The 20,657-nt window shown below is 42.6% G+C and carries 16 protein-coding genes; 14 read left to right on the forward strand and 2 right to left on the reverse strand.

Annotated elements, in window-relative coordinates; genetic code table 11:
* Positions 1-240: 240 nt before the first annotated feature.
* The gene (locus MHH86_RS15855) at positions 241-813 is read left to right on the forward strand and encodes a TetR/AcrR family transcriptional regulator (RefSeq protein WP_076184953.1); all 573 of its coding nucleotides are present in this window, start codon (positions 241-243) and stop codon (positions 811-813) included.
* A 221-nt stretch (positions 814-1,034) separates the two neighbouring features.
* Here MHH86_RS15855 and MHH86_RS15860 read toward each other — a convergent pair whose 3' ends face one another.
* Positions 1,035-2,744, reverse strand: a complete 1,710-nt coding sequence (locus MHH86_RS15860) for a glycoside hydrolase family 2 TIM barrel-domain containing protein (RefSeq protein WP_076316429.1) — start codon at positions 2,742-2,744, stop codon at positions 1,035-1,037.
* Positions 2,745-2,894: 150 nt separating this feature from the next.
* Between MHH86_RS15860 and MHH86_RS15865 the strand changes: the two genes are divergently transcribed.
* The 4 genes from MHH86_RS15865 to MHH86_RS15880 all read left to right on the forward strand — a co-directional run bounded on the left by MHH86_RS15865 (position 2,895) and on the right by MHH86_RS15880 (position 7,200).
* Positions 2,895-3,737 (forward strand): AraC family transcriptional regulator, encoded by an 843-nt coding sequence (locus MHH86_RS15865; protein ID WP_076316430.1) that lies wholly within the window; start codon positions 2,895-2,897, stop codon positions 3,735-3,737.
* Between the two features lie 113 nt (positions 3,738-3,850).
* A complete protein-coding gene (locus tag MHH86_RS15870) occupies positions 3,851-4,633 on the forward strand; it encodes an ABC transporter ATP-binding protein (RefSeq protein ID WP_076303700.1) in 783 nt (260 codons plus the stop codon).
* 296 nt (positions 4,634-4,929) lie between these two features.
* Positions 4,930-5,613, forward strand: coding sequence for a MarR family transcriptional regulator (locus MHH86_RS15875; RefSeq protein ID WP_076130492.1), 684 nt, complete (start codon positions 4,930-4,932; stop codon positions 5,611-5,613).
* 234 nt (positions 5,614-5,847) lie between these two features.
* Positions 5,848-7,200 (forward strand): MATE family efflux transporter, encoded by a 1,353-nt coding sequence (locus MHH86_RS15880; protein ID WP_076201276.1) that lies wholly within the window; start codon positions 5,848-5,850, stop codon positions 7,198-7,200.
* Between the two features lie 130 nt (positions 7,201-7,330).
* Here the strand turns inward: MHH86_RS15880 and MHH86_RS15885 are convergent, their stop codons facing one another.
* Complete coding sequence (locus MHH86_RS15885; protein WP_038571255.1) at positions 7,331-8,308, reverse strand: biotin--[acetyl-CoA-carboxylase] ligase; 978 nt, start codon at positions 8,306-8,308, stop codon at positions 7,331-7,333.
* A 247-nt stretch (positions 8,309-8,555) separates the two neighbouring features.
* On the opposite strand from MHH86_RS15885, the gene MHH86_RS15890 reads away from it, so the two are divergent.
* From MHH86_RS15890 to treR, 9 genes are all read left to right on the forward strand, one after another.
* Positions 8,556-9,107 carry a biotin transporter BioY gene (locus MHH86_RS15890; protein WP_036677150.1) on the forward strand — a complete coding sequence of 184 codons (552 nt, stop codon included), beginning with the start codon at positions 8,556-8,558 and terminating at the stop codon, positions 9,105-9,107.
* Between the two features lie 119 nt (positions 9,108-9,226).
* Positions 9,227-10,660, forward strand: a complete 1,434-nt coding sequence (locus MHH86_RS15895; RefSeq protein ID WP_036677148.1) for a helix-turn-helix domain-containing protein — start codon at positions 9,227-9,229, stop codon at positions 10,658-10,660.
* A gap of 161 nt (positions 10,661-10,821) precedes the next feature.
* Positions 10,822-11,529, forward strand: a complete 708-nt coding sequence (gene deoD / locus MHH86_RS15900; protein ID WP_036677145.1) for a purine-nucleoside phosphorylase — start codon at positions 10,822-10,824, stop codon at positions 11,527-11,529.
* Positions 11,530-11,576: 47 nt separating this feature from the next.
* Positions 11,577-12,881, forward strand: coding sequence for a purine/pyrimidine permease (locus tag MHH86_RS15905; RefSeq protein WP_076213759.1), 1,305 nt, complete (start codon positions 11,577-11,579; stop codon positions 12,879-12,881).
* Between the two features lie 15 nt (positions 12,882-12,896).
* Positions 12,897-14,078: a NupC/NupG family nucleoside CNT transporter gene (locus MHH86_RS15910; protein ID WP_036677141.1), complete on the forward strand. Its 1,182-nt coding sequence runs from the start codon at positions 12,897-12,899 to the stop codon at positions 14,076-14,078.
* 20 nt (positions 14,079-14,098) lie between these two features.
* On the forward strand, positions 14,099-15,286 hold the full coding sequence (gene deoB / locus MHH86_RS15915) for a phosphopentomutase (RefSeq protein WP_076190302.1): 1,188 nt from the start codon (positions 14,099-14,101) through the stop codon (positions 15,284-15,286).
* 347 nt (positions 15,287-15,633) lie between these two features.
* The gene (gene treC, locus MHH86_RS15920) at positions 15,634-17,376 is read left to right on the forward strand and encodes an alpha,alpha-phosphotrehalase (protein WP_076302138.1); all 1,743 of its coding nucleotides are present in this window, start codon (positions 15,634-15,636) and stop codon (positions 17,374-17,376) included.
* 50 nt (positions 17,377-17,426) lie between these two features.
* Positions 17,427-19,397 (forward strand): PTS system trehalose-specific EIIBC component, encoded by a 1,971-nt coding sequence (treP, locus tag MHH86_RS15925; protein ID WP_342479350.1) that lies wholly within the window; start codon positions 17,427-17,429, stop codon positions 19,395-19,397.
* A gap of 164 nt (positions 19,398-19,561) precedes the next feature.
* Positions 19,562-20,281 (forward strand): trehalose operon repressor, encoded by a 720-nt coding sequence (gene treR / locus MHH86_RS15930; protein WP_036677129.1) that lies wholly within the window; start codon positions 19,562-19,564, stop codon positions 20,279-20,281.
* The last annotated feature ends 376 nt before the right edge of the window (positions 20,282-20,657 follow it).

The following is a 20,657-nucleotide window of genomic DNA, read 5'->3' on the forward strand; positions in this document are numbered from 1 at the left end:
GAGCAAAAAGAACTGGCTTCCATATTCTTAAACGTGGGGTACAACTTTTTTGCAAACGCTGGAAAAAGATTGGACTCTGGATTGTTTATAAGCAGACAAAGTAAGAATTCTTCGGTAAGCATCAGTTAAGTTATCATGTTATGAATAAAATCAAGCATCTTGCTTGATTTTATTTACGTTTTATATATTAGTTTGCGGATCGTTTACTTAAATGTATAATGATTGCTTGAGGTGATTACAATGGCAAGAAGCAAAGAATTTGAAATTAATGAAGTACTAGATAAAGCGATACAACTATTTTGGATGCAAGGTTACGAGAAAACTTCAATGCAAGATTTGGTAGACTGTATGGGAATTCACAGAAGAAGTATCTATGATACATTTGGTGATAAGCACGCCTTATATTTGACGGCACTCCAACGGTACGAATCTACTCAAAACAAAAAAATGAGATTCTTGGTTGAGAAACAAGAACCCGTAAAGGAGATCATTCGACAATTTCTAGAATCTTCGATGAGGAGCGAAGGAGAACCTCAAGGATGTTTCATAGTTAATTCGGGTGTGGAGTTGGGAGTACTGGATCCGGAGGTTGCATCCTTTGTTGAGAATAGCTATTCAAAAACGGAGAAGTTGTTATATGACCTCGTTCAGACTGGCCAGCAAAGAGGTGAACTTAGAATTTCACTGGAGCCCGAGGCTATTTCCCATTATTTAATGAATGCCTGGTTAGGACTACGTACAATGGTAAAAACGGCAACGGATCATGGGAAATTAACAAGTATTATTCATACCATACTGATCACTCTAGATTAAAACTCCTTTATCTATCTGCAGTGTAAGAGGACAAGCACTTGTATCGAATGCCGAAAATAGACAATCAACTTACTGCTACCCGAGTACGCGAAGAATAGAACCGACTTAATACGCCCAGCTTAACTATATAAATATCGCGTCCGACACCAGCTGTAAGGAACTAAGAATGCAGACACTAAAAAAACCCATGTTGACGATGGGCTTCTTAGTCAATGTGGATATTAATCTGTCCAAGATTGATAGATACGGCGCACTTCACGGAAGGATTGTTTAGGTTTGCGGTATTCATTAACCAGACCCTTGTTGTTGAAGCCGCGGGCACGGTCGCGAAAGTTCTTGCTGCTGCTCTTCAGATCGCCGCGGATGTCTGCAAACTGCCAGATGTAAGTCCCGCCAATTTTCGAATCATTTTTGAAGATCGCCAGTGCTTCAGTTACAATATCTGCCTGATAATCCTCGCTGAACAATCTCTGCTCCCAGCCCACATCCCCAAATAGTCCAGCACCACCGAATTCGGTCATGAGCACTACCTTGTCACCGGCTCCCATCTGCTCCGCACGCACATGGAACTGTTCCAGCATGTCTTTAAAGCTGGCTGTATCGCCTTCGTACCAACCAAAATATTTATTAATACCGATAACATCGAATAAAGGAAGTAGAATATCTTCGAGTGGATGCATCGTAGCGTAGGTGACAAGCCTAGTACTGTCGAGTTTCTTCACCAATCCGACTAGAGCTTGTGTGAAAGCATATGCTTCTTGCGTCCGGGTATCAATCTCATTATGAACGGACCAAAAGATCACACTAGGGTGATGCATATGCAAGCTGATCATTTCTTCAATCATAGTCAGTGCACGCTCCTGGAAGAGCGTCTCACTTACTGTTTCGTTCGGCAGAAAGGCTCCCCATATCGGAATTTCGCTCCAGTATACAATCCCTTGCTCATCGAGTAGATCAAGCCAATATGGGCTTTGGGGATAATGAGAACCCCGGACGGAATTGCAACCTAACTCCAAAATGATACTGAGCTCCTTGTGCATCAGCTTCGGAGGGAAGGCGAAACCCCACTCAGGATGCTCTTCATGTCTATTCACACCCTTAAGATAAACGGGTGAACCGTTAATTAGAATCCGATGATCCTTTGTTTCAATATAGCGAAAACCGATCCGTTCAATCTTGTCGTCTTCCTCTGTCCGCAGTTGAAAGGTATACAGTTCTGGAAGACCTACGTTCCACAAACGTACTTCAGGCATAAGCAACTTGAACGTATGACTGAGGGTCTGGCCAGTCTCAATCTGTACTTCTTCCGAGTGCAATTCATGTCCGCTTTCGGAGAATGTGATCTTGGTAGTATGCTGCTCCTTATGGAAGGAATGGAGCTGCACCTGAACAGTAACATCTGCATCTGATCCATGCAGTGCATAATCAATCTTCAGCTGTTCGATGTAAATATCAGGCAAATATTGCAGCTCCACCGACCGTATGATTCCCCCATAATGAAACCAATCCACCTGCTCCGTAGGAATCGTAAGTCGGTCCAAGGTGCTGTCCGTCCGGACGATAATCTCATGTTCTCCTGCCCCTAAGGAAGGAACAATAAATTCAAAAGGTGTAAATCCTCCATAGTGATACCCAAGGTGCTGCCCGTCCAAATAGACGTCGGCGTGGCCCAGCACGGCATGAAAGATGAGTCTGACATGCTGCGAATTCACAGTCTGTATTTTTTTACGATACCAACCGACACCTTCATAATCGTACATTCCCAGTTCATTATTCCAGCACGAGGGCACATAAAGAGACTGCCAAGAATGTGGAAATCGCTCAAACCATTTTTCTTGAACACCCGTATTTAACGGATCCTTCATGAAATCCCAAGGCCCATCCAACAGCGCAGTTCTCCGAATTTGATACTCGCTAAAAGTCCTTAACAAGTGTGTTCCTCCTTTATTTCCTGTAATGTATTGTGAATTTCAGACATCTTGATAATATGGATAGTAACATTTGGAGTTTAAGCATTGAATAGAAAAAAACGTTACCGTCTTGTTTAAATCGCTCTTTTAGCAGCAGGAGGGGATTATTAATTGGAAGAAAATGATTACAAGCTGAATGACCTCACAGTGCATATCCATTTTGTACTCGACAAAGCTACTTATCCCGGCTGGGAGGACATCCGTAACATGGTAAATGTGCACAGCTTGTACTGGATTCATGAAGGTAAAGGGGTTTTCCTGACCAATGTTGAGCACAAAGTAGAGGCTGGAATGCTAATCTATTTAAAACCAGGCCTTAAACTGTCCATGTGCTCGCAGATGGATGCTCCACTTCGCATAACGATGTTGCTCTTCGATTGTGCAGAGCTTGGTTATGATGCGGTATGGAAGGAAGTCAAGCCAATCGTAAAACTGAGACTTCCCTTCTTAAGCCAATATAACCAACAGCAAGCTGAGGAAATTAGCCAGCTGGTCTGGGGGATTCACCAGGACTGGCTGCCCGGACTAACCGATGGCATAGCTGTATCCCGGGCTAAAATGCAGATCCTACTGCATATGCTGCACCAGACCGTACAACCGGACTGGAATCTGATGGAGTCTGGAGCTTTCGCCGCCTTCGAACAGATCAAGAAAACTCTCGAGAACGACTATAAGGATCATCACCGGATTGAGAAATTGGCGGAGAAATACGGCATTTCGCCATCTTACTTGCGGAAGATGTTCCTGAAATTTACGGGGATGGGGCCAAAGGAATACCATATGCACTTACAGAACCAGCAAGCTTGTCGTTATCTGGTTTTTACCGATTATCCAGTTAAGGAAATCGCCAAATTATGCGGGTACTACGAAGAATATCATTTCAGTAAGATTTTTAAACAGCTTAACGGGATCCCTCCGACAGTATACCGAAACAAACAGAGAATCAAAGATTAATTGTCCGTAGAACCGCTGGCGAGAAAATCTTGCGTTTATGTTTTTTTACGGGAAGGACTTTACCATGATAATATTGAACTCATTGAAGCATGTTTAAGGAGGGAAAATTGGGCATGATTATATCACTCAAAAATGTATCATGGCAACGTGATACGACAATGATCTTACGCGATATGAATTGGGAAGTGAAGCAGGGACAACACTGGTGTATCGTCGGTCTGAATGGATCAGGAAAAACGACGATGCTAAACGTCGTGAACGGCTATATCTGGCCGACAACAGGACAAGTCGAAGTGCTGGACCATCGCTTTGGCGATGTGGATTTGAGAGAGCTACGCAAACGAATCGGTTGGGTAAGCACCTCCTTGCAGCAGAAGCTGTACGGCCATCAGACTGCCCTGAACATCGTCCTAAGCGGAATATTCGCGACGATTGGTCTGTATGATAAGACGAATGAAGAGGATCAAAAGCAAGCCGAGGAGTTAATGGAGTTTCTAGACTGCTCTTCTTTGGCTGGTCGTACATATGATACCTTGTCGCAAGGACAGCGTCAGAAAGTCCTCATTGCACGCGCACTAATGGCCAATCCAGATCTACTAATCCTTGATGAGCCGTGCACGGGACTAGATATTTTTGCACGTGAACAGCTGCTGCAGATGATCGAGAAGATAACAAAGCAACCTGGTGGACCAACCTTGCTGTATGTAACCCATCATATCGAGGAGATAACACCATGCTTCACGCACACGCTGCTGGTAAAGAACGGTGAAATCTACAAAGGTGACGAGACAGTAAACTGCTTGCAGTCAGATGTTTTGAGTGATTTCTTCGATACCCCCGTTGAAGTACAGGAACATCATAACCGCAAGTGGCTTACACTTGCCGGTGATAAGTAGAATATCAAGGCACATCGAATAGGCGAGCAAACCGCTCTGAAGTGGTTTGAAGGATTGCTTGCAGATATATAAAATGAAAACTGATCACAATATAATTTTAAAATAACCCGCGCAATGCGCGGGTTTTGTATTTGTTTGCAAGCTTATAAGCCACGTCCATAAACAGTCAAACAACATATTAACGGTACCTGTAAAAAAACATTTTGACATATCTAACAGGTACCGTTATAATACAAATCAACAGGTACCGTTATAAAGTTAAACAGGTACCGTAAAAACTTAATGGAGGATTCATTATGGACATGAATACTGAATTGTACGAAAAACTCGCGAAACTGCAATGGCTGTTGCAAAGGCAACACTTGAAGTCTCATGCCGCGGTTGGTCCTATGGCCGACGCATCACGTGGGCAAGGGAGGATATTAGCGTTTCTTCGGATGAAAGACGGTATCAGCACCAAAGACTTATCCTATATGTTGGACATCCGTGTATCATCCCTCAATGAATTGCTTGGTAAACTGGAGAAAGCAGAATACATCACCCGTAAACCCTCAGAAACAGACAAACGTATCATGTTGATTTACCTAACGCAAAAAGGACAAGAGGAAGAGAAACAAGAGATAGACAGCGGCAACATATTTTCTCGCTTATCGCCAGAAGAGCAGATAGCTTTCGGGGATTACCTAACTCGCGTCATTACAGCTTTGGAGGAAGAACTTGGATCGGACGGAGAACGTGATTTGATGGCTATGTGGATGGAAGCTGCCAAGGCGCGTATGGGAACAGAGGAATTTGAAAAAATGATGGCTATGCGCGGACAAATGCACAGAATGTGGGGAAATTCTAGGGACGAACGCTTTAGCGGAAGGTTCCCTGGATTTGGCGGAGAAGGGCGTGGTGACATGCGCGGATTCGGCTGGCCTTCCAGCGATGACAGTAATTCGTCACCTGACAAGTCACATGGCCCAGACGATAAGTAATTAAAGTCTTTTAGCAAACAGTAGCTGAGGCGCTGCCTTTCCACCAGAGAAAGATGAACGGCAAAGGCAGCGTAATGTGAAACTGAAGAATAGTCAAATTTCGTACGCCAAATCTGAAAACTCGTCGTTAGGGTACAGGTTTGCTTGTTGCTGCGTCACGGATCATATTGGACCGATAGTTAGAATTCTAAGTAATTTCAAAAAACAAAATAAAGAAAGATAGTGGTGAACCTTATGGATGCAGAAAACCTCCATTACTTTGAAAAAGCACCTGTCGCAAAAGCCGTAGCTCACTTCGCAGTACCGATGATGCTAGGCATGTCGATGAGTGTCATATACTCCATTTTGAATGCCTATTTCCTTGGTACACTGGGCAATACTGCGATGTTAACCGCACTCGCACTAACTTTACCGTTATTCGCCGCCATTATGGCGCTAGGTAACTTGATTGGTATCGGTAGCAGTGCATTCATCTCCCGTTTGCTGGGAGAGAAAAAATATGATGATGTAAAGCATGTGTCTTCATTCGCCTTTTACAGCAGTTTAGCTCTCGGTCTTATTTTGATGGCTGCCGGCATCCCGTTGATCGATTCTATCGTTCATGGCTTGGGAGCGACGCCTGACTCCTTCGGGTTCACGAAGGACTATGTCACGATTATGCTTATTGGTTCACCTTTCGTCGTTCTATTCTTCACGCTGGAGAATATCGTGCGCTCGGAGGGGGCAGCGATCACTTCGATGATCGGCATGCTTCTCAGTGTTGTTGTGAATATTATTCTCGATGCGCTAGTCATTTTCGTCTTCCATTGGGACGTGATCGGGGTTGCATCTGCTACAGTCATTTCTAACTTGGTTGCAAGTGCATTCTACGCCTTCCACATGGGATATAAGAGCCAATTCTTAACCATCTCCGTAAAATGGTTCAAAGCTTCCAAAGACATTCTCAGCAATGTATTTAAAATTGGAGTTCCAGTCTTTGTTATGAGTCTCTTCATGGGTGCAATGTCACTCATCTTTAACCGTTTTCTGGTCGAATATGGGGAGCAGGCCATTGCGGCCTTCGGGATTTCATCACGTTTATTACAATTTCCAGAGGTTATCCTGATGGGCTTATGTGAGGGAGTCGTGCCGCTGATTGCCTTCTCTTTTACAGCTAACAAATTACGCATGAAGCACACCATTACTTTTACAATCAAAGTGACTGTGGCATTAGCAGCCGTGTTCGGCATTATTGTATATCTGATTTCAGACCACTTAATCGGTTTATTTACGAATGACCCTCAATTAATTGAACTGGGCAGCTACATTCTTCATGTAACGTTCTTATCCCTGTTCATTTCAGGAACGACCGCTTTGTTTACAGGGATCTTCCAAGCGACAGCACAAGGAACCGCCGCCTTTATTATGTCAATTATTCAAGGTATTACTCTGATTCCAGTATTGTATATCGCTAATCGAATGAACGGTTTCCACGGAGTAGTCTGGTCGCTCGTCATTTCGGATGCTGTTGCGTTCCTTGTGGGGGCCATCATGCTGTATGTTCTGCGGAACAAATTGCAGCCTGATTTAGATACTTTAGTACAGTAAAATCCTAAGCTTTAAGTTGATACTTTAAGTTCATCTAAAAAAACCTTGGATCAGCAAGGTTTTTTTGGCTCGTATGATGACGCAGCCTGCCATGAGGCAGCACATAGCTGCTTTGGAGGCGAAGCTCCAGTTAAATTTTAATGCTGACTTCTCCACTTGAAAGATACTCCTCGTCACCATTCTCATATCTGACTTTCAGATGGCAATCGTCATCGATATCAATGGCTGTTGCTTTACGTTGTTCATTATCCTTTATCACGGTCACAGGTTCTCCAAGTGAAATTAACCTTTTTTTGTATTCGGAAAGAAACAATCTGTCCGTTAAATGCTCATAATATCTCATGAAATTGTTTAGTACTTCTGCAACGAGACGGTTGCGGAGATCACCATAAGGATTGTTTTCGGAAATTACAGTTGTTGCAATCTCGGTAAGATCAGTGGGAAAGCCTTCGGAAGGGAGGACTACATTGATACCGATGCCGAGAACAGCATAATCAAGCCAGCCGTTTTCCAGTGACACGGATGCTTCGGTAAGAATCCCGCACACTTTTTTCCCTTCCATGAAAACGTCATTTACCCATTTAATCTGCGTTTCTTTACTGGATACGCTCTCGATAGAAAGGGCTACAGCTACTGCGGCGCAAGTGGTCAATAAAGCTGAGTCTGTTGCGGACAGCTTGGGACGCAGCAGGATGCTCATATAGATACCCGTTCCAGGTGGAGAAAAGAACTTCCGGCCCATTCGCCCGCGACCAGCTGTTTGTTCTTCCGAAAGAATCACCTTACCTTCAGCTTCTCCATTTGAGGCAAGGTTTTTTACGGCTTCATTCGTGGAAGATATGGTCTTAAAGACTTCAACTCGTAACTTTTGCCCCCGAGTATCCAGGTACTTTGAAATTGCACTGGCTGATAAGATATCCGTTTGTGGTGACATGGAATATCCTTTATTGGTTACAGCTTGTATGGAATAACCGTCTGTCTGTAAAGATTTTATGGCTTTCCAGACCGCGCTGCGCGTCACGGATAACTGAACGGCTATTTCCTCGCCGGAAAAATATTCACCCTTATTACTGTCGAGTAAGGCAAGAATATGTTCTTTTACTGTCATGAACTTAAACCTCCAAAAGTATAACTCTCCGACCAAAACCCATTGAATAGATTAACATCCAACGATTGCGACTGAATACTCTAATTCTATATAACAATAGGAAAAACTCAAGCATGGTATTTTATTCTATTGTAAACCATATAATATTTTATGGTTTACAATAAAGAATATCTCCATTATAATTCAGCTTACTGGACGTATTTACTAACCAGAATACAATCATTGATATCCAATGGAGGTCATTTTTTTGAAGACAAAAGAACTTATTTATGCTGCATTATTCGCAGCACTTATCGCGGTGTTGGGGATGATACCGCCCATCCCACTCGGCTTCATCCCCGTTCCGATCACTGCCCAGACACTTGGCGTCATGTTGGCTGGATGTTTTCTGGGGAAACGGATGGGCGCTCTCAGTCTAATTATTTTCATCATACTAGTAGCCATTGGGCTGCCTGTACTGACCGGCGGTCGCGGCGGAATCTCGGTGCTAGTTGGACCTTCTGCAGGATACATATTTAGCTTTCCAATTGCGGCCGGCCTTATTGGCTGGTATTCCGAAAAAATCTGGCCGAAGGTTCGAACTTGGAAGCTGGTAGCTATCAACATAATCTTCGGTGTATTACTAGTGAGTCTGATTGGTGCCCCTGTCATGGCATTGATAACCAATACTTCGATCTGGGCTGGTCTTGTCGGAGCGTTGGCCTTTCTTCCGGGAGACATCATCAAAGCCGTTATTGCAGCCGTCATAACGATGCAGCTGAAAGCAATTAGCCCTATTGAAGAAAAAACACAAATATAATGTGATGTGAAACTCGGGTAAATAAAACCCGGGTTTTTTTATTGAAAAATAATAGGGTTATGGTTGCGAATTTGTTTATACTATAAAAATTAAAACGAAATTGAAGTGGGTGTAGAAAAATGGATAAGGGATTTAATTTAGCTAGTCAACTATTAACGCTGCTTGATACGGAACATAGATGGTTTACCTTAGCGGAAATTGAAAAAAGTTTAGGGATCTCTGATAAGACCATCCGGAAGATGGTGGAGGAAATCAGCAAGCAATTACCATCTACTGTAACCATTGAGGTTTCTAGAGGAAAGGGAATAGTTCTTCAACGTGATGGGCGAAGTACGATTAGTGAAGTGATTTCTTCTATGTTCAGACAAACCATCTTTTATCGGCTGATGGATTTTTTGTTTACGAATGTAGGGCGACTGTCTGTGGAGGAGCTCTCCGAAGCCATGTTTATGAGTACCTCGTCTTTGAAGAAATTGATTGTGCAATTAAATAATGATGATCTAAAAGCTTATAAGCTACGCATTAGTTTTTCTACCCCCATGATCAAAGGGAATGAAATGAATATTCGATATTTTTATTGGAAGTTATATTGTGATGCGTATGAGTTTACAGGCTGGCCCTTTGCGAATGTTGATTTTGCTTATATTAATCAGTTAATCACAAATATAGAAAATGAGAATAACATTGTATATTTTATCAATTCCAAAAGGAGATTATCGTTTTTGTTGGCCATTGTTATAGAAAGAGTGGCTAAAGGAAAATGTGTGAAAATCGACGAAAATGCTTACCCTTGGGAAAAGGGGATGTTTTATTTTCCAGTGAAAACTATTGCAAAACGTCTTGAGGACAAGCTGTCCCTTAAATTTCCAAACAGTGAAATATTCTTTATGCAATCCATGGTTAGTCTCAGCCAATATCATTATTATGAAGGGTCAGAGATCACTCCGATGAAAGAAGTAGAATTACATAAGGATAAAGAAGAATATCAAATGGGGAATCTGCTTCTAATGTTATTAGCAAAGGTATACCCGAACTTGCATATGCAAGAACGGTTTATTTTGGAGATTTACGGGTTCTTTGACAAGCTATTAATCGAAAATGCCATTCCTGAATGGATGATGATTTCAACAAGTCATTTAACAACATATGTTCAAAAGGAGTGCCAGCAGATTTATCAAGAATTGCAAACCTGTATGCAAACGTGGAATAAAACTTACCCTTCTGTTTTGTTTAATCACTTTCATTTAACAAAGCTAACCTTAATTGTCCGCTCGAGTTTACGTTACAAAAGTAAGAGGGCTTTTTTAGTGATCGGGGAAGAATTTTCAATTCGTCATTACATAGCAGATTTGATAAAAAAAGAAATTGGGGATCAGTTGATCCTTAATACTTCCATAATGAAAGGCCTGACCGACGAGATCATGCAGCAAAATAATATCGATCTTGTCATTAGTAATATCCCGGTTGCATTAAAGACAGTGCCTGTTGTTATTATTTCTACGATCCCCTCTAAAAGAGACTTAGACAACATTCGTAAAGAACTGCTTTTATAATTTGACCAATTATTTTCCGTAAGCTCCGTAAGTTTTTGGTCTAGTTTGTAATGTTAAAAAACCTTATGCTCAATCTAGTTTCGAAACTGATTTTACTTGAAGGCAAGTGGAAAGCGATTTCGGTAAACCTCAGTTTACTATTAAAAGTTGGAGGAAGAACTATGAGTAGGCATTTAGGTGCAAATAAGGGAGAAATAGCAGAGCTCGTTTTGCTCCCAGGAGATCCCTTGCGTGCAAAGTTTGTGGCAGAACACTTTTTAGAGGAGGCTTATTGTTATAACGAAGTAAGAGGGATGTATGGATACACTGGATTATACAAGGGTGTGCCTGTGTCGGTTCAGGGGACAGGGATGGGAAATCCATCGATGAGTATCTACGCGACAGAATTGATCGTCGATTATGAAGTTAAGAAATTGATTCGCATTGGTACATGTGGCGCGATGCAGGAAGAAATCAATATCCGCGATATTATATTAGCCCAAGCAGTATCTTCAGACAGTAATATGACGGAAAAGATCTTTCATGGCTGTAATTTTGCACCAACGGCAGATTTCTCATTGCTAATGAAAGCATATCAACAAGCACAAGCTAAAAATGCCAATGTGTTTGTTGGTAACATCTATAATTCTGATGAATTTTATCGTGAAAATTTAGATCGGCTTCACAAGTTTATGGATTTCGGTGTATTAGCTGTAGAAATGGAAAGTACCGCCCTATACACTTTAGCCGCTAAATATGGTGTAAAAGCTTTATCGATTTTGACCGTCGGCAGTCAATTGTTAAGACAGGAACACCTAACTCATAAAGAAAGTGAACAATCCTTTTATGAAATGGTCGAAGTAGCTCTTAACACAGTCATTGAAGGCTGATTTATTGATAAGAGTGTAGTGTTGTTAGAAAAGAGAGTGAGAAAGAAATGAAGGTAATACTGTCAGGATTGCAGTGGATGATTTTTATGATCGCTGGTGCAATTGCTGCACCCATTGCTATCGCAGATTTATATAACTTAACACCCATAGAGACTTCCGGACTCATTCAGAGCACCATGATTACTTTAGCAATAGCTGGATTTTTACAAGGCCTGATGGGTCATAAATTCCCTATTCATGAAGGTCCGGCAGGGTTATGGTGGAGCATTTTTACCATTTACGCGAGTTTAGTGGGGGGACTTTATTCCTCTAACAACGGCGCTTTACAGGCTTTAAGTGGAGCGATGATCATTAGCGGAGTGTTGTTTATCCTAATTTCAGCATTTAAGCTAATGGATAAAATCGCTCGTCTATTTACTCCAACCATCACCTTTATTTATTTACTTTTATTGATCTTTCAATTAAGCGGATCTTTTATGAAAGGGATGATGGGGATTACCATATCCCACACCATGTTAGATGTTAAAGTGTTCATCCTTAGTGTGATTGTGGTCTGCATTACCTTTTGGTTAGGCAACAGCCGCTTTGTATTACTCAGCCAGTTTTCAATAATTTTCAGTATAGTGATAGGCTGCCTATTATTTATAATCTGCGGTAGTATGCCGGCGGTTTCTCGTGCGGATACTCTATTTAAGCTGCCGGAAATATTCCCATTTGGAAAACCCCGATTCGATGCCGGGACAATTACTACTGCATTTTTACTAACCCTATTATTAATAACCAATGCAGTGGCATCCATCCGTTTGATGGAGACCGTTATGAAACCCAAGCAAGGGGATCATCGTCGTTATTTGCGCGCCGGGTTTACTTCTGGAATTACGCATCTTATTAGTGGTGGTTTAGGAGCGATCGGCTCAGTCCCTATTTCGGGAGCGGCGGGATATGTTGAGCAAACAGGGATGAGGGAGCGCAGATCATTTTTAATAGGCTGCAGCTTAGTGATCTCAATATCCTTGTTTCCGCCTATGATGAATTTCATATCTGCGATTCCAGCTCCCATAGGCTATTCTGTTACCTTCGTCATTTTTGTGAAGATGGTCGGACTAGCGCTAAAGGAATTGAAAAAGGTTATTCATGAAGAGCGAACATTTATTGTCAGTGGGCTTTCCCTTTTAGTGGGTGTAGGTTTAATGTTTATTCCTGCATCAGCTACGGCCCATTTATCTCCGATCGTGATAGCCATTTTAAATAATGGATTAATATGCGGGAGCCTGTTAGCGATTATTTTGGAACAAGGGTTAATGTGGAAAGATGCATTTCGATATGAGGATTCCAAGAAAATTAACCGATAATTTGGAGGGCTAAAAATGCATTATCTAATTTCTATTGCTGGTCTGGTTATTGTTCTATTACTGGCATGGCTAGGAAGTAACAATAAGAAAAAGATTAAATATCGTCCAATCATTGTAATGATTGCTATTCAGATAGGTTTGGGATTAATTATCCTAAAAACGAGCATTGGAGAATTTTTGATTAAAGGGTTTGCTGATAGTTTTGCAAAATTACTTGGATACGCCAATGAAGGTACTGACTTTGTGTTTGGCGGCATTGCAAATGAAGGGGCGCATACATTTTTCCTTTATGTTTTGATGCCCATTGTTTTTATGTCAGCATTGATAGGGATTTTGCAACATTACAAAATACTGCCATTCATTATAAAGTATATTGGTTTGGTGCTAAGTAAAATAAATGGCATGGGTAAATTGGAATCTTATAATGCAGTTGCAGCCGCAATTGTCGGACAAAATGAAGTATTTATTTCGGTGAAAAACCAGCTTGGACTATTGCCAAAACATCGCTTGTATACATTATGTGCGTCTGCAATGTCTACGGTATCCATGTCAATCGTTGGTTCCTATATGACGATGCTAGAACCTCGGTATGTAGTAGCTGCATTGATATTAAACCTATTTGGCGGATTTATCATTTCATCCATCATTAATCCGTATGAAGTTACACCTGAAGAAGATATTGTTGAAGTTCAGGTAGAAGAAAAACAAACGTTTTTTGAAATGCTGGGCGAATATATTATGGATGGCTTTAAAGTAGCCATAGTAGTTGGGGTAATGTTAGTTGGTTTTGTAGGAATCATTGCTTTAATTAACGGAGTCTTCAGTGGCATATTCGGAATCTCGTTCCAAGGAGTGTTAGGCTACGTCTTTGCACCCATCGCCTTTCTTATCGGTGTGCCATGGCATGAAGCTGTTGAGGCCGGTAGTATTATGGCGACAAAGCTTGTTGCGAATGAATTCGTTGCTATGCTTGACTTTGTTAAGATTCAAGAAGGTTTAAGTGGCCGTACTACAGCCATTGTCTCCGTTTTTCTAATCTCATTTGCTAACTTTGGGTCGATTGGTACCATTGTGGGTGCAGTGAAGGGATTGAATGAAAAGCAAGGGAATATCGTCGCACGATTTGGATTAAAGCTGTTATTTGGCGCCACACTTGTAAGCGTTTTATCAGCTTTGATTATCGGTATCATATTCTAGTTGATGCAAGGAGTATTAACATGAAACAAACACCCCGGTTTAAGCGGATTTTCGTCATCGTTATGGATTCTGTAGGCATTGGTGAAGCTCCAGATGCTGACAAGTTTGGGGATGCAGGATCACATACATTACGGCATATTGCAGAAAAAATGAATGGGCTACATGTTCCTGCGTTATCCAAGCTAGGGTTAAGTCATATTGACCCAATACCCGGAGTTCCCAACGTAGAGCACCCTTTAGCTTATTGGACCAAAATGCAGGAAGCTTCTAATGGAAAGGATACGATGACAGGTCACTGGGAGATCATGGGCCTACGAATTGATGTTCCTTTCAAAGTGTTTCCTGAAGGGTTTCCTTATGAATTAATTAATGAATTAGAAGAAAGAACAGGACGAAAGGTGATTGGGAATAAACCCGCTAGTGGTACAGCTATTCTCGATGAGCTTGGACAAGAGCATATGAACACAGGTGCACTCATTGTCTATACTTCTGCAGATTCCGTGATTCAGATTGCGGCTCATGAAGAGGTTATTCCTTTGGAAGAACTGTATCAAATCTGTGAGATTGCCAGAGAGATTACTTTACGTGAGGAGTACATGCTAGGAAGAGTGATTGCTAGACCATTCCTCGGGCAGCCCGGAAATTACAAAAGAACATCGAACCGTCATGATTATGCCTTGAAGCCGTATGGAAGAACCGTGATGAATGAGCTCAAGGATGCCGGGTTCGATGTACTAGCGATTGGCAAGATCTCAGATATATACGATGGGGAAGGTGTCACCAAGTCTTTCAGAACAGTGTCTAACATGGATGGCATGGATAAACTCATGGAGACCCTTCATACTGATTTTACAGGACTTAGTTTCTTGAATCTTGTCGATTTTGATGCACTTTATGGCCATCGTAGAGATCCGATCGGGTATGGGAAAGCGCTAGAAGAATTTGATGATCGATTACATGAAGTTCTAGCGGAGCTATGTGAAGATGATCTTCTTATAATTACGGCAGACCATGGGAATGATCCCATTCATGCGGGCACGGATCACACCCGTGAATATGTTCCTTTACTCCTCTACAGTAAGAGTTTCAATCGACAAGGGGAGCTGCCTATATCGAGGACTTTTTCGGATATTGGAGCAACAGTTGCTGATAACTTTGTTGTGACCATGCCCCAATTTGGTAAGAGCCTCCTACAGGAGCTTAAATAAACTATAATTTGAATAGACACTTTGAATAGAAACAGGATACCTAACTTGTATTAGTAAAAGGTATCCTGTTTGTTTTTTTATCTACATATCTTTGTATCTAAAAAGCTGCCGAGAAAGCGGCTTTTTTTGTTATTACGGATCAAATACTAGGGTAATAATCAATTATTAAAGGGGTTAATTTTAGAGCCACCTGTCGTTAACCCTTTTTTCGATGAATCGCATTCTAATACAACGTTATAAATAATCTATTTTCTACTCATGCCACTCCTTCGATAGTAATAGTATTGACAACCTGTATATACAGGTTTAAACTGTGTGAAGTGTTTGAACTTGTATATACAGGTTTAATGGTTGAAATAAAGGAATTCTTTTTGGAGGTGTTCAACTTGAGTCAGTCCCAGTATTCGGAATGGTGGCGCCGCTCCACGGTGTATCAGGTGTACCCGAAAAGCTTTAAGGACACTACAGGCAACGGAACAGGAGATATTAAAGGACTTATTGAGAAATTAGATTATTTGCAGAAGCTTGGAATCGATATTGTTTGGTTACAGCCGGTTTATGTTTCGCCGCAACATGATAACGGTTACGATGTAGCAGATTATGAAAATATCAACCCGGATTTCGGTACGATGGAGGATTTTGACGAGCTAATACAGGAACTGCATAGACGCGAAATGAAGCTAATGATCGATATCGTGGTTAACCATACCTCGACTGAACATGAGTGGTTCAAACAGTCCATTTCAAGCAGGAACAACCCTTTCCGTGATTACTATATCTGGAAGGACCCGGCTCCGGACGGCGGCTTACCCAACAACTGGCAGTCGAAGTTCGGTGGGCCTGCCTGGCAGTTCGACGAAGCGTCGGGACAATATTATCTTACTCTCTTCGATAAAACCCAAGCGGATCTGAACTGGGAGAATGAGAAGGTACGTAGAGCAGTGAATGATATGATGTTATTCTGGGCTAAAAAGGGTGTCGACGGCTTCCGCATGGATGTAATTAATTTAATCTCCAAAGATCAGCGCTTCCCTAACGATGACGGGAGTGTTCCACCGGGGGATGGACGTAAATTCTATACTGACGGTCCACAGGTCCATGCATACATCAAAGTAATGTATGAAGAGGTGTTTGGTCCGTTTGAGATGGTGACTGTAGGAGAGATGTCCTCAACTACACTGGAGCATTGTATCCGGTACTCAAGTCCTGAAGAGCGGGAATTTTCCATGACCTTCAATTTTCATCATTTAAAAGTCGACTATCCGAATGGACAGAAGTGGGAACTGATGCCTTATGATTTCGAGGCAATGAAACGGTTGTTCGCGCAATGGCAGACCGGAATGCAGAAAGGCGGAGGCTGGAACGCACTATTTTTTAACAATCATGATCAACCGCGTGCTCTTTCCAGATTCACTGATGATAAGGTCTACCGTGTGGAAAGCGCCAAGCTGCTCGCGACAACTCTGCATGGCCTTCAGGGAACACCTTATGTATATCAAGGGGAAGAAATCGGTATGCCGAATCCGGTATGGAAAAGCATCGATGAGTTCCGCGACATTGAGTCACTAAATATGTACCGCATTCTGTGTGAACAGGGGAAAAGCCCGGAGGTTGCCCTCAGCATTCTACAGGAGCGTTCGCGGGACAATTCACGTACGCCGATGCAGTGGGATGACAGCCGGAATGCCGGATTTACCACTGGTACTCCATGGTTGAAGGTAGATGAGCGGTATCCAGACATCAATGTGCAGAAGGAACTGGAAAACCCTGATTCCATCTTCCACCATTACCGCAAACTAATTGCACTTCGCAAGGAGTATGGAGTATTCATAGAAGGTATTTTCAAGAGACTCGATGAAGGTCATCCTGAAGTCTTCGCTTACGCCAGAACAGGAGATGGAGAGACACTTGTTGTGGTCTCGAACTTCAGCAATAAAGAAATCTCTTTCCGCTTTAAAGACAATCACTGGACTGAATTGTCGCCAAGTGGTAAGGACGAGCTTCTGATTGGGAATACAGCAGATGCACCATCATTAACACAAGAGCTTCAGCTTAGTCCTTATGCTTCCTACATGTGGTTAGTCCGCTAACGAGGTGTACTTGAGAAGGAGCACACATCAATTTTGTAAGGAGTGAAGATATGGCTATAGACCGCAAAAATGTTGAAGATATTGTACGGGCGGTTGGGGGCAAGGAGAATATTGAGGTTGCGACGCATTGTGTAACCCGGCTGAGATTCTCGCTGTATGACGAGAGCAAGGTGGATTCGGAAGCCCTGGACCGTAACGAACTCGTAAAAGGACAATTCTCTACGCAAGGGCAGTTCCAGATCGTTATCGGACCAGGAACTGTAGATAAAGTATACGATGAAATGATTCAAATCACTGGTGGTGCCCGCTCTTCCAAGGATGACGTGAAATCAGCGGCAGCACGGAAACAGAATCCATTGCAGCGGGCGATCAAAACACTGGCTGATATTTTTATTCCGATTCTTCCGGCCATCGTAACCGCAGGTTTGCTGCTTGGGATTAATAATATTTTGTCCGGACCTGGTATCTTTTTTGATAGTAAGTCATTGGTAGATGTCTATCCTGCATGGAAAGACATTGCTGCGATTATTAACACGATTGCCAGCACAGCCTTCACCTTTTTACCAGCCCTTATCGGTTGGGCAGCTGTTACACGTTTCGGGGGCAGTCCTCTGCTCGGAATCGTGCTGGGTCTCATTCTCGTACATCCGGATCTATTAAGTGCCTACAGTTATGCAAGTGCTTCAACTGAGGGAACCGTTCCGACCTGGAATTTGTTCGGCTGGCATTTGGAGAAGATCGGTTATCAGGGGCAAGTATTGCCTGTACTGGTTTCGGCCTATATTCTGGCTAGACTGGAGAAGTTCCTCAACCGCCGGGTGCTTGATTCCATTAAACTACTGGTCGTTGCTCCAGTGACCCTGCTGGTTACAGGTTTTCTGGCCTTCACCATTATCGGACCCGTTACGTTCGCCATTGCCAATGCTATCACCTCGGGTTTGATCTATGTATTTGATCATTTTGCGCTCCTTGGTGGTTTGATCTATGGTGGATTCTATGCACTTCTGGTCATCACTGGGATGCATCATACTTTCTTGGCAGTCGATGTTCAGCTCATCGGCAGTGAGGGAGGCACCTTCCTCTGGCCGATGCTGGCGCTCTCCAATATTGCGCAAGGCGCTGCGGCACTGGCGATGATGTTCGTTGTTAGAGAACAAAAGGCAAAAGGGTTGGCGGCTACATCTTCCGTCTCTGCATTCCTCGGCGTGACTGAACCGGCAATCTTTGGGGTGAATATCCGCTATCGCTATCCTTTCATCTTCGGGATGATCGGCTCAGCAATTGCCGGTATGCTCCTTACCGTTAACCAGGTTCGAGCTTCATCCATTGGCGTAGGGGGAATTCCCGGTTTCCTTTCGATTTTCCCGAATCAGTGGGGCGTTTTCTTTATTGGCATGGTTATTGTTCTCGTTGTGCCATTTGCCGCCACAGTATTGTACGGACGTTCTGTAGTGGGTCGTTCCGAAAAGAACACAGCTACAGAGGCTTCTAGTACTACGAGCGAACCAGAGGAATTGAGCGGCCGTCATTCAGTTCAAGGGTCACAGGAATCAGTTAATATTCTAGAGCTTGTCTCACCACTTAGTGGAACTGCTGTATCGCTGGAACAGGTGCCCGATCCTGCCTTTGCTGAAAAGCAAATGGGTGAGGGAATTGCAATCGAACCTTCTGAGGGGAAAGTATATGCTCCCTTTGATGCTACAGTAGCCCATGTGATTAAGAGCAAACATGCGCTTATACTGGAGCATGCCAGCGGTGTTCAGGTATTAATCCACGTTGGAATTAACACGGTGGCGCTTAAAGGTAGCGGTTTTACCAGCCTGAAGAATATTGGTGATAAGGTGCAAGCAGGAGAGCTTCTACTAGAATTTGATATGGAAGCTATCCGCGCAGCAGGTTACCCGGTGATTACTCCAATCATCATTCCTGCAGGTCAGGAGATGGTCGAGAAGATCGAGGAGAAGACCGGACCAGCTACGGCCAAACAAACAAGCATCTTGACTATTCATCTCAAGGGTTGATAAAGGCTATATTGGCAAAGACTTTATACTTTAGAAAGACAGCCCCTTGGGGGCTGTTTTTCTATAAATATAAGAATTTATATGTTCAACGCTATAAATTTCCCTCCAATTGAATCGATGCTTCCAAAGGCATGACGTGATACAATAAAGGGCGGTGATCAAAATTGAGAGAAAATAAATATTTGCAAATTTATAATGAATACAGCAACCAAATCCATTCTGGACAACTGCTGCCGGGAACCAAGCTGCCTTCCGAAAGTGAACTCGCCGAAGCTTACGCTACTTCACGAGAGACCGTGCGCAAAGCGCTGAATCTACTTTTCCGTGAAGGATATATTCACAAAATTAAGGGCAGAGGCTCCTTTGTGCTTGACATGACCCGAATGGATTTCCCTGTTACCGGTTTGATTTCATTTAAAGAGATGGCCGATACCCTGGGTACTGCCTCGCGGACACTGGTAGAGCGGACGATACAAGAGCCGGCAGGCTCCGCAATCGCCAGACATCTGCAGATTCCACCTGAAACTCTGATTTGGAAGGTTGTTCGTGCCAGAGAGATTGAAGGTGAACGGATCATTTTGGATAAGGATTATTTTCGTGCGGATATTGTTTCCTTTCTGAGTGAGGAAATCGCGGAAGGCTCAATCTATGAATATCTGGAGCTGGAATTGGGACTTAAGATCAGTTATGCGAAGAAGCTCATATCTGTTGAACCTTCCACCGAGGAGGATCATAGACTGCTCGATTTGAAGAATTTTACGCATATTGTAGTAGTACGAAACTATGTTTATTTGGAGAACACGGTGCTTTACCAATATACCGAGTCTAGACACCGGCTGGATAAATTCCAGTTTGTGGATTTTGCTCGGAGGGTGAGACGATAAGCTAATCAGAGGGTGTCCCAGTTTGGGATACCCTTTTTTTTATGAGAGTTTCCTGAGAAAAAAATACAATCCGATTGTGAAATATGAAATCTCTATCCATTTCAATCATTATCAGGTGTGTTGGAGTTATATAGCCAATACTGTGCAAATTTTCGATTCAAGAGCGCTTTAGAGGTTCATTCTCACCGTTCGCAAAAACGATATATTAAGAAAAAAACTGCCCTCAGAGGCAGTTTTTTTCTGTAAGACGATCGAATGTTGAATCTCAATAGGAACAGATAAATGATTAACGACCCTATCTTTTCATGTAAAACCCATTAAATACCATATTGTCATATGACAAAAGTGATGACAACCCACACTATTTAAATGTTCT

This window comes from Paenibacillus sp. FSL F4-0097 (assembly GCF_038593125.1).
Lineage (GTDB): Bacteria > Bacillota > Bacilli > Paenibacillales > Paenibacillaceae > Paenibacillus_AQ > Paenibacillus_AQ odorifer.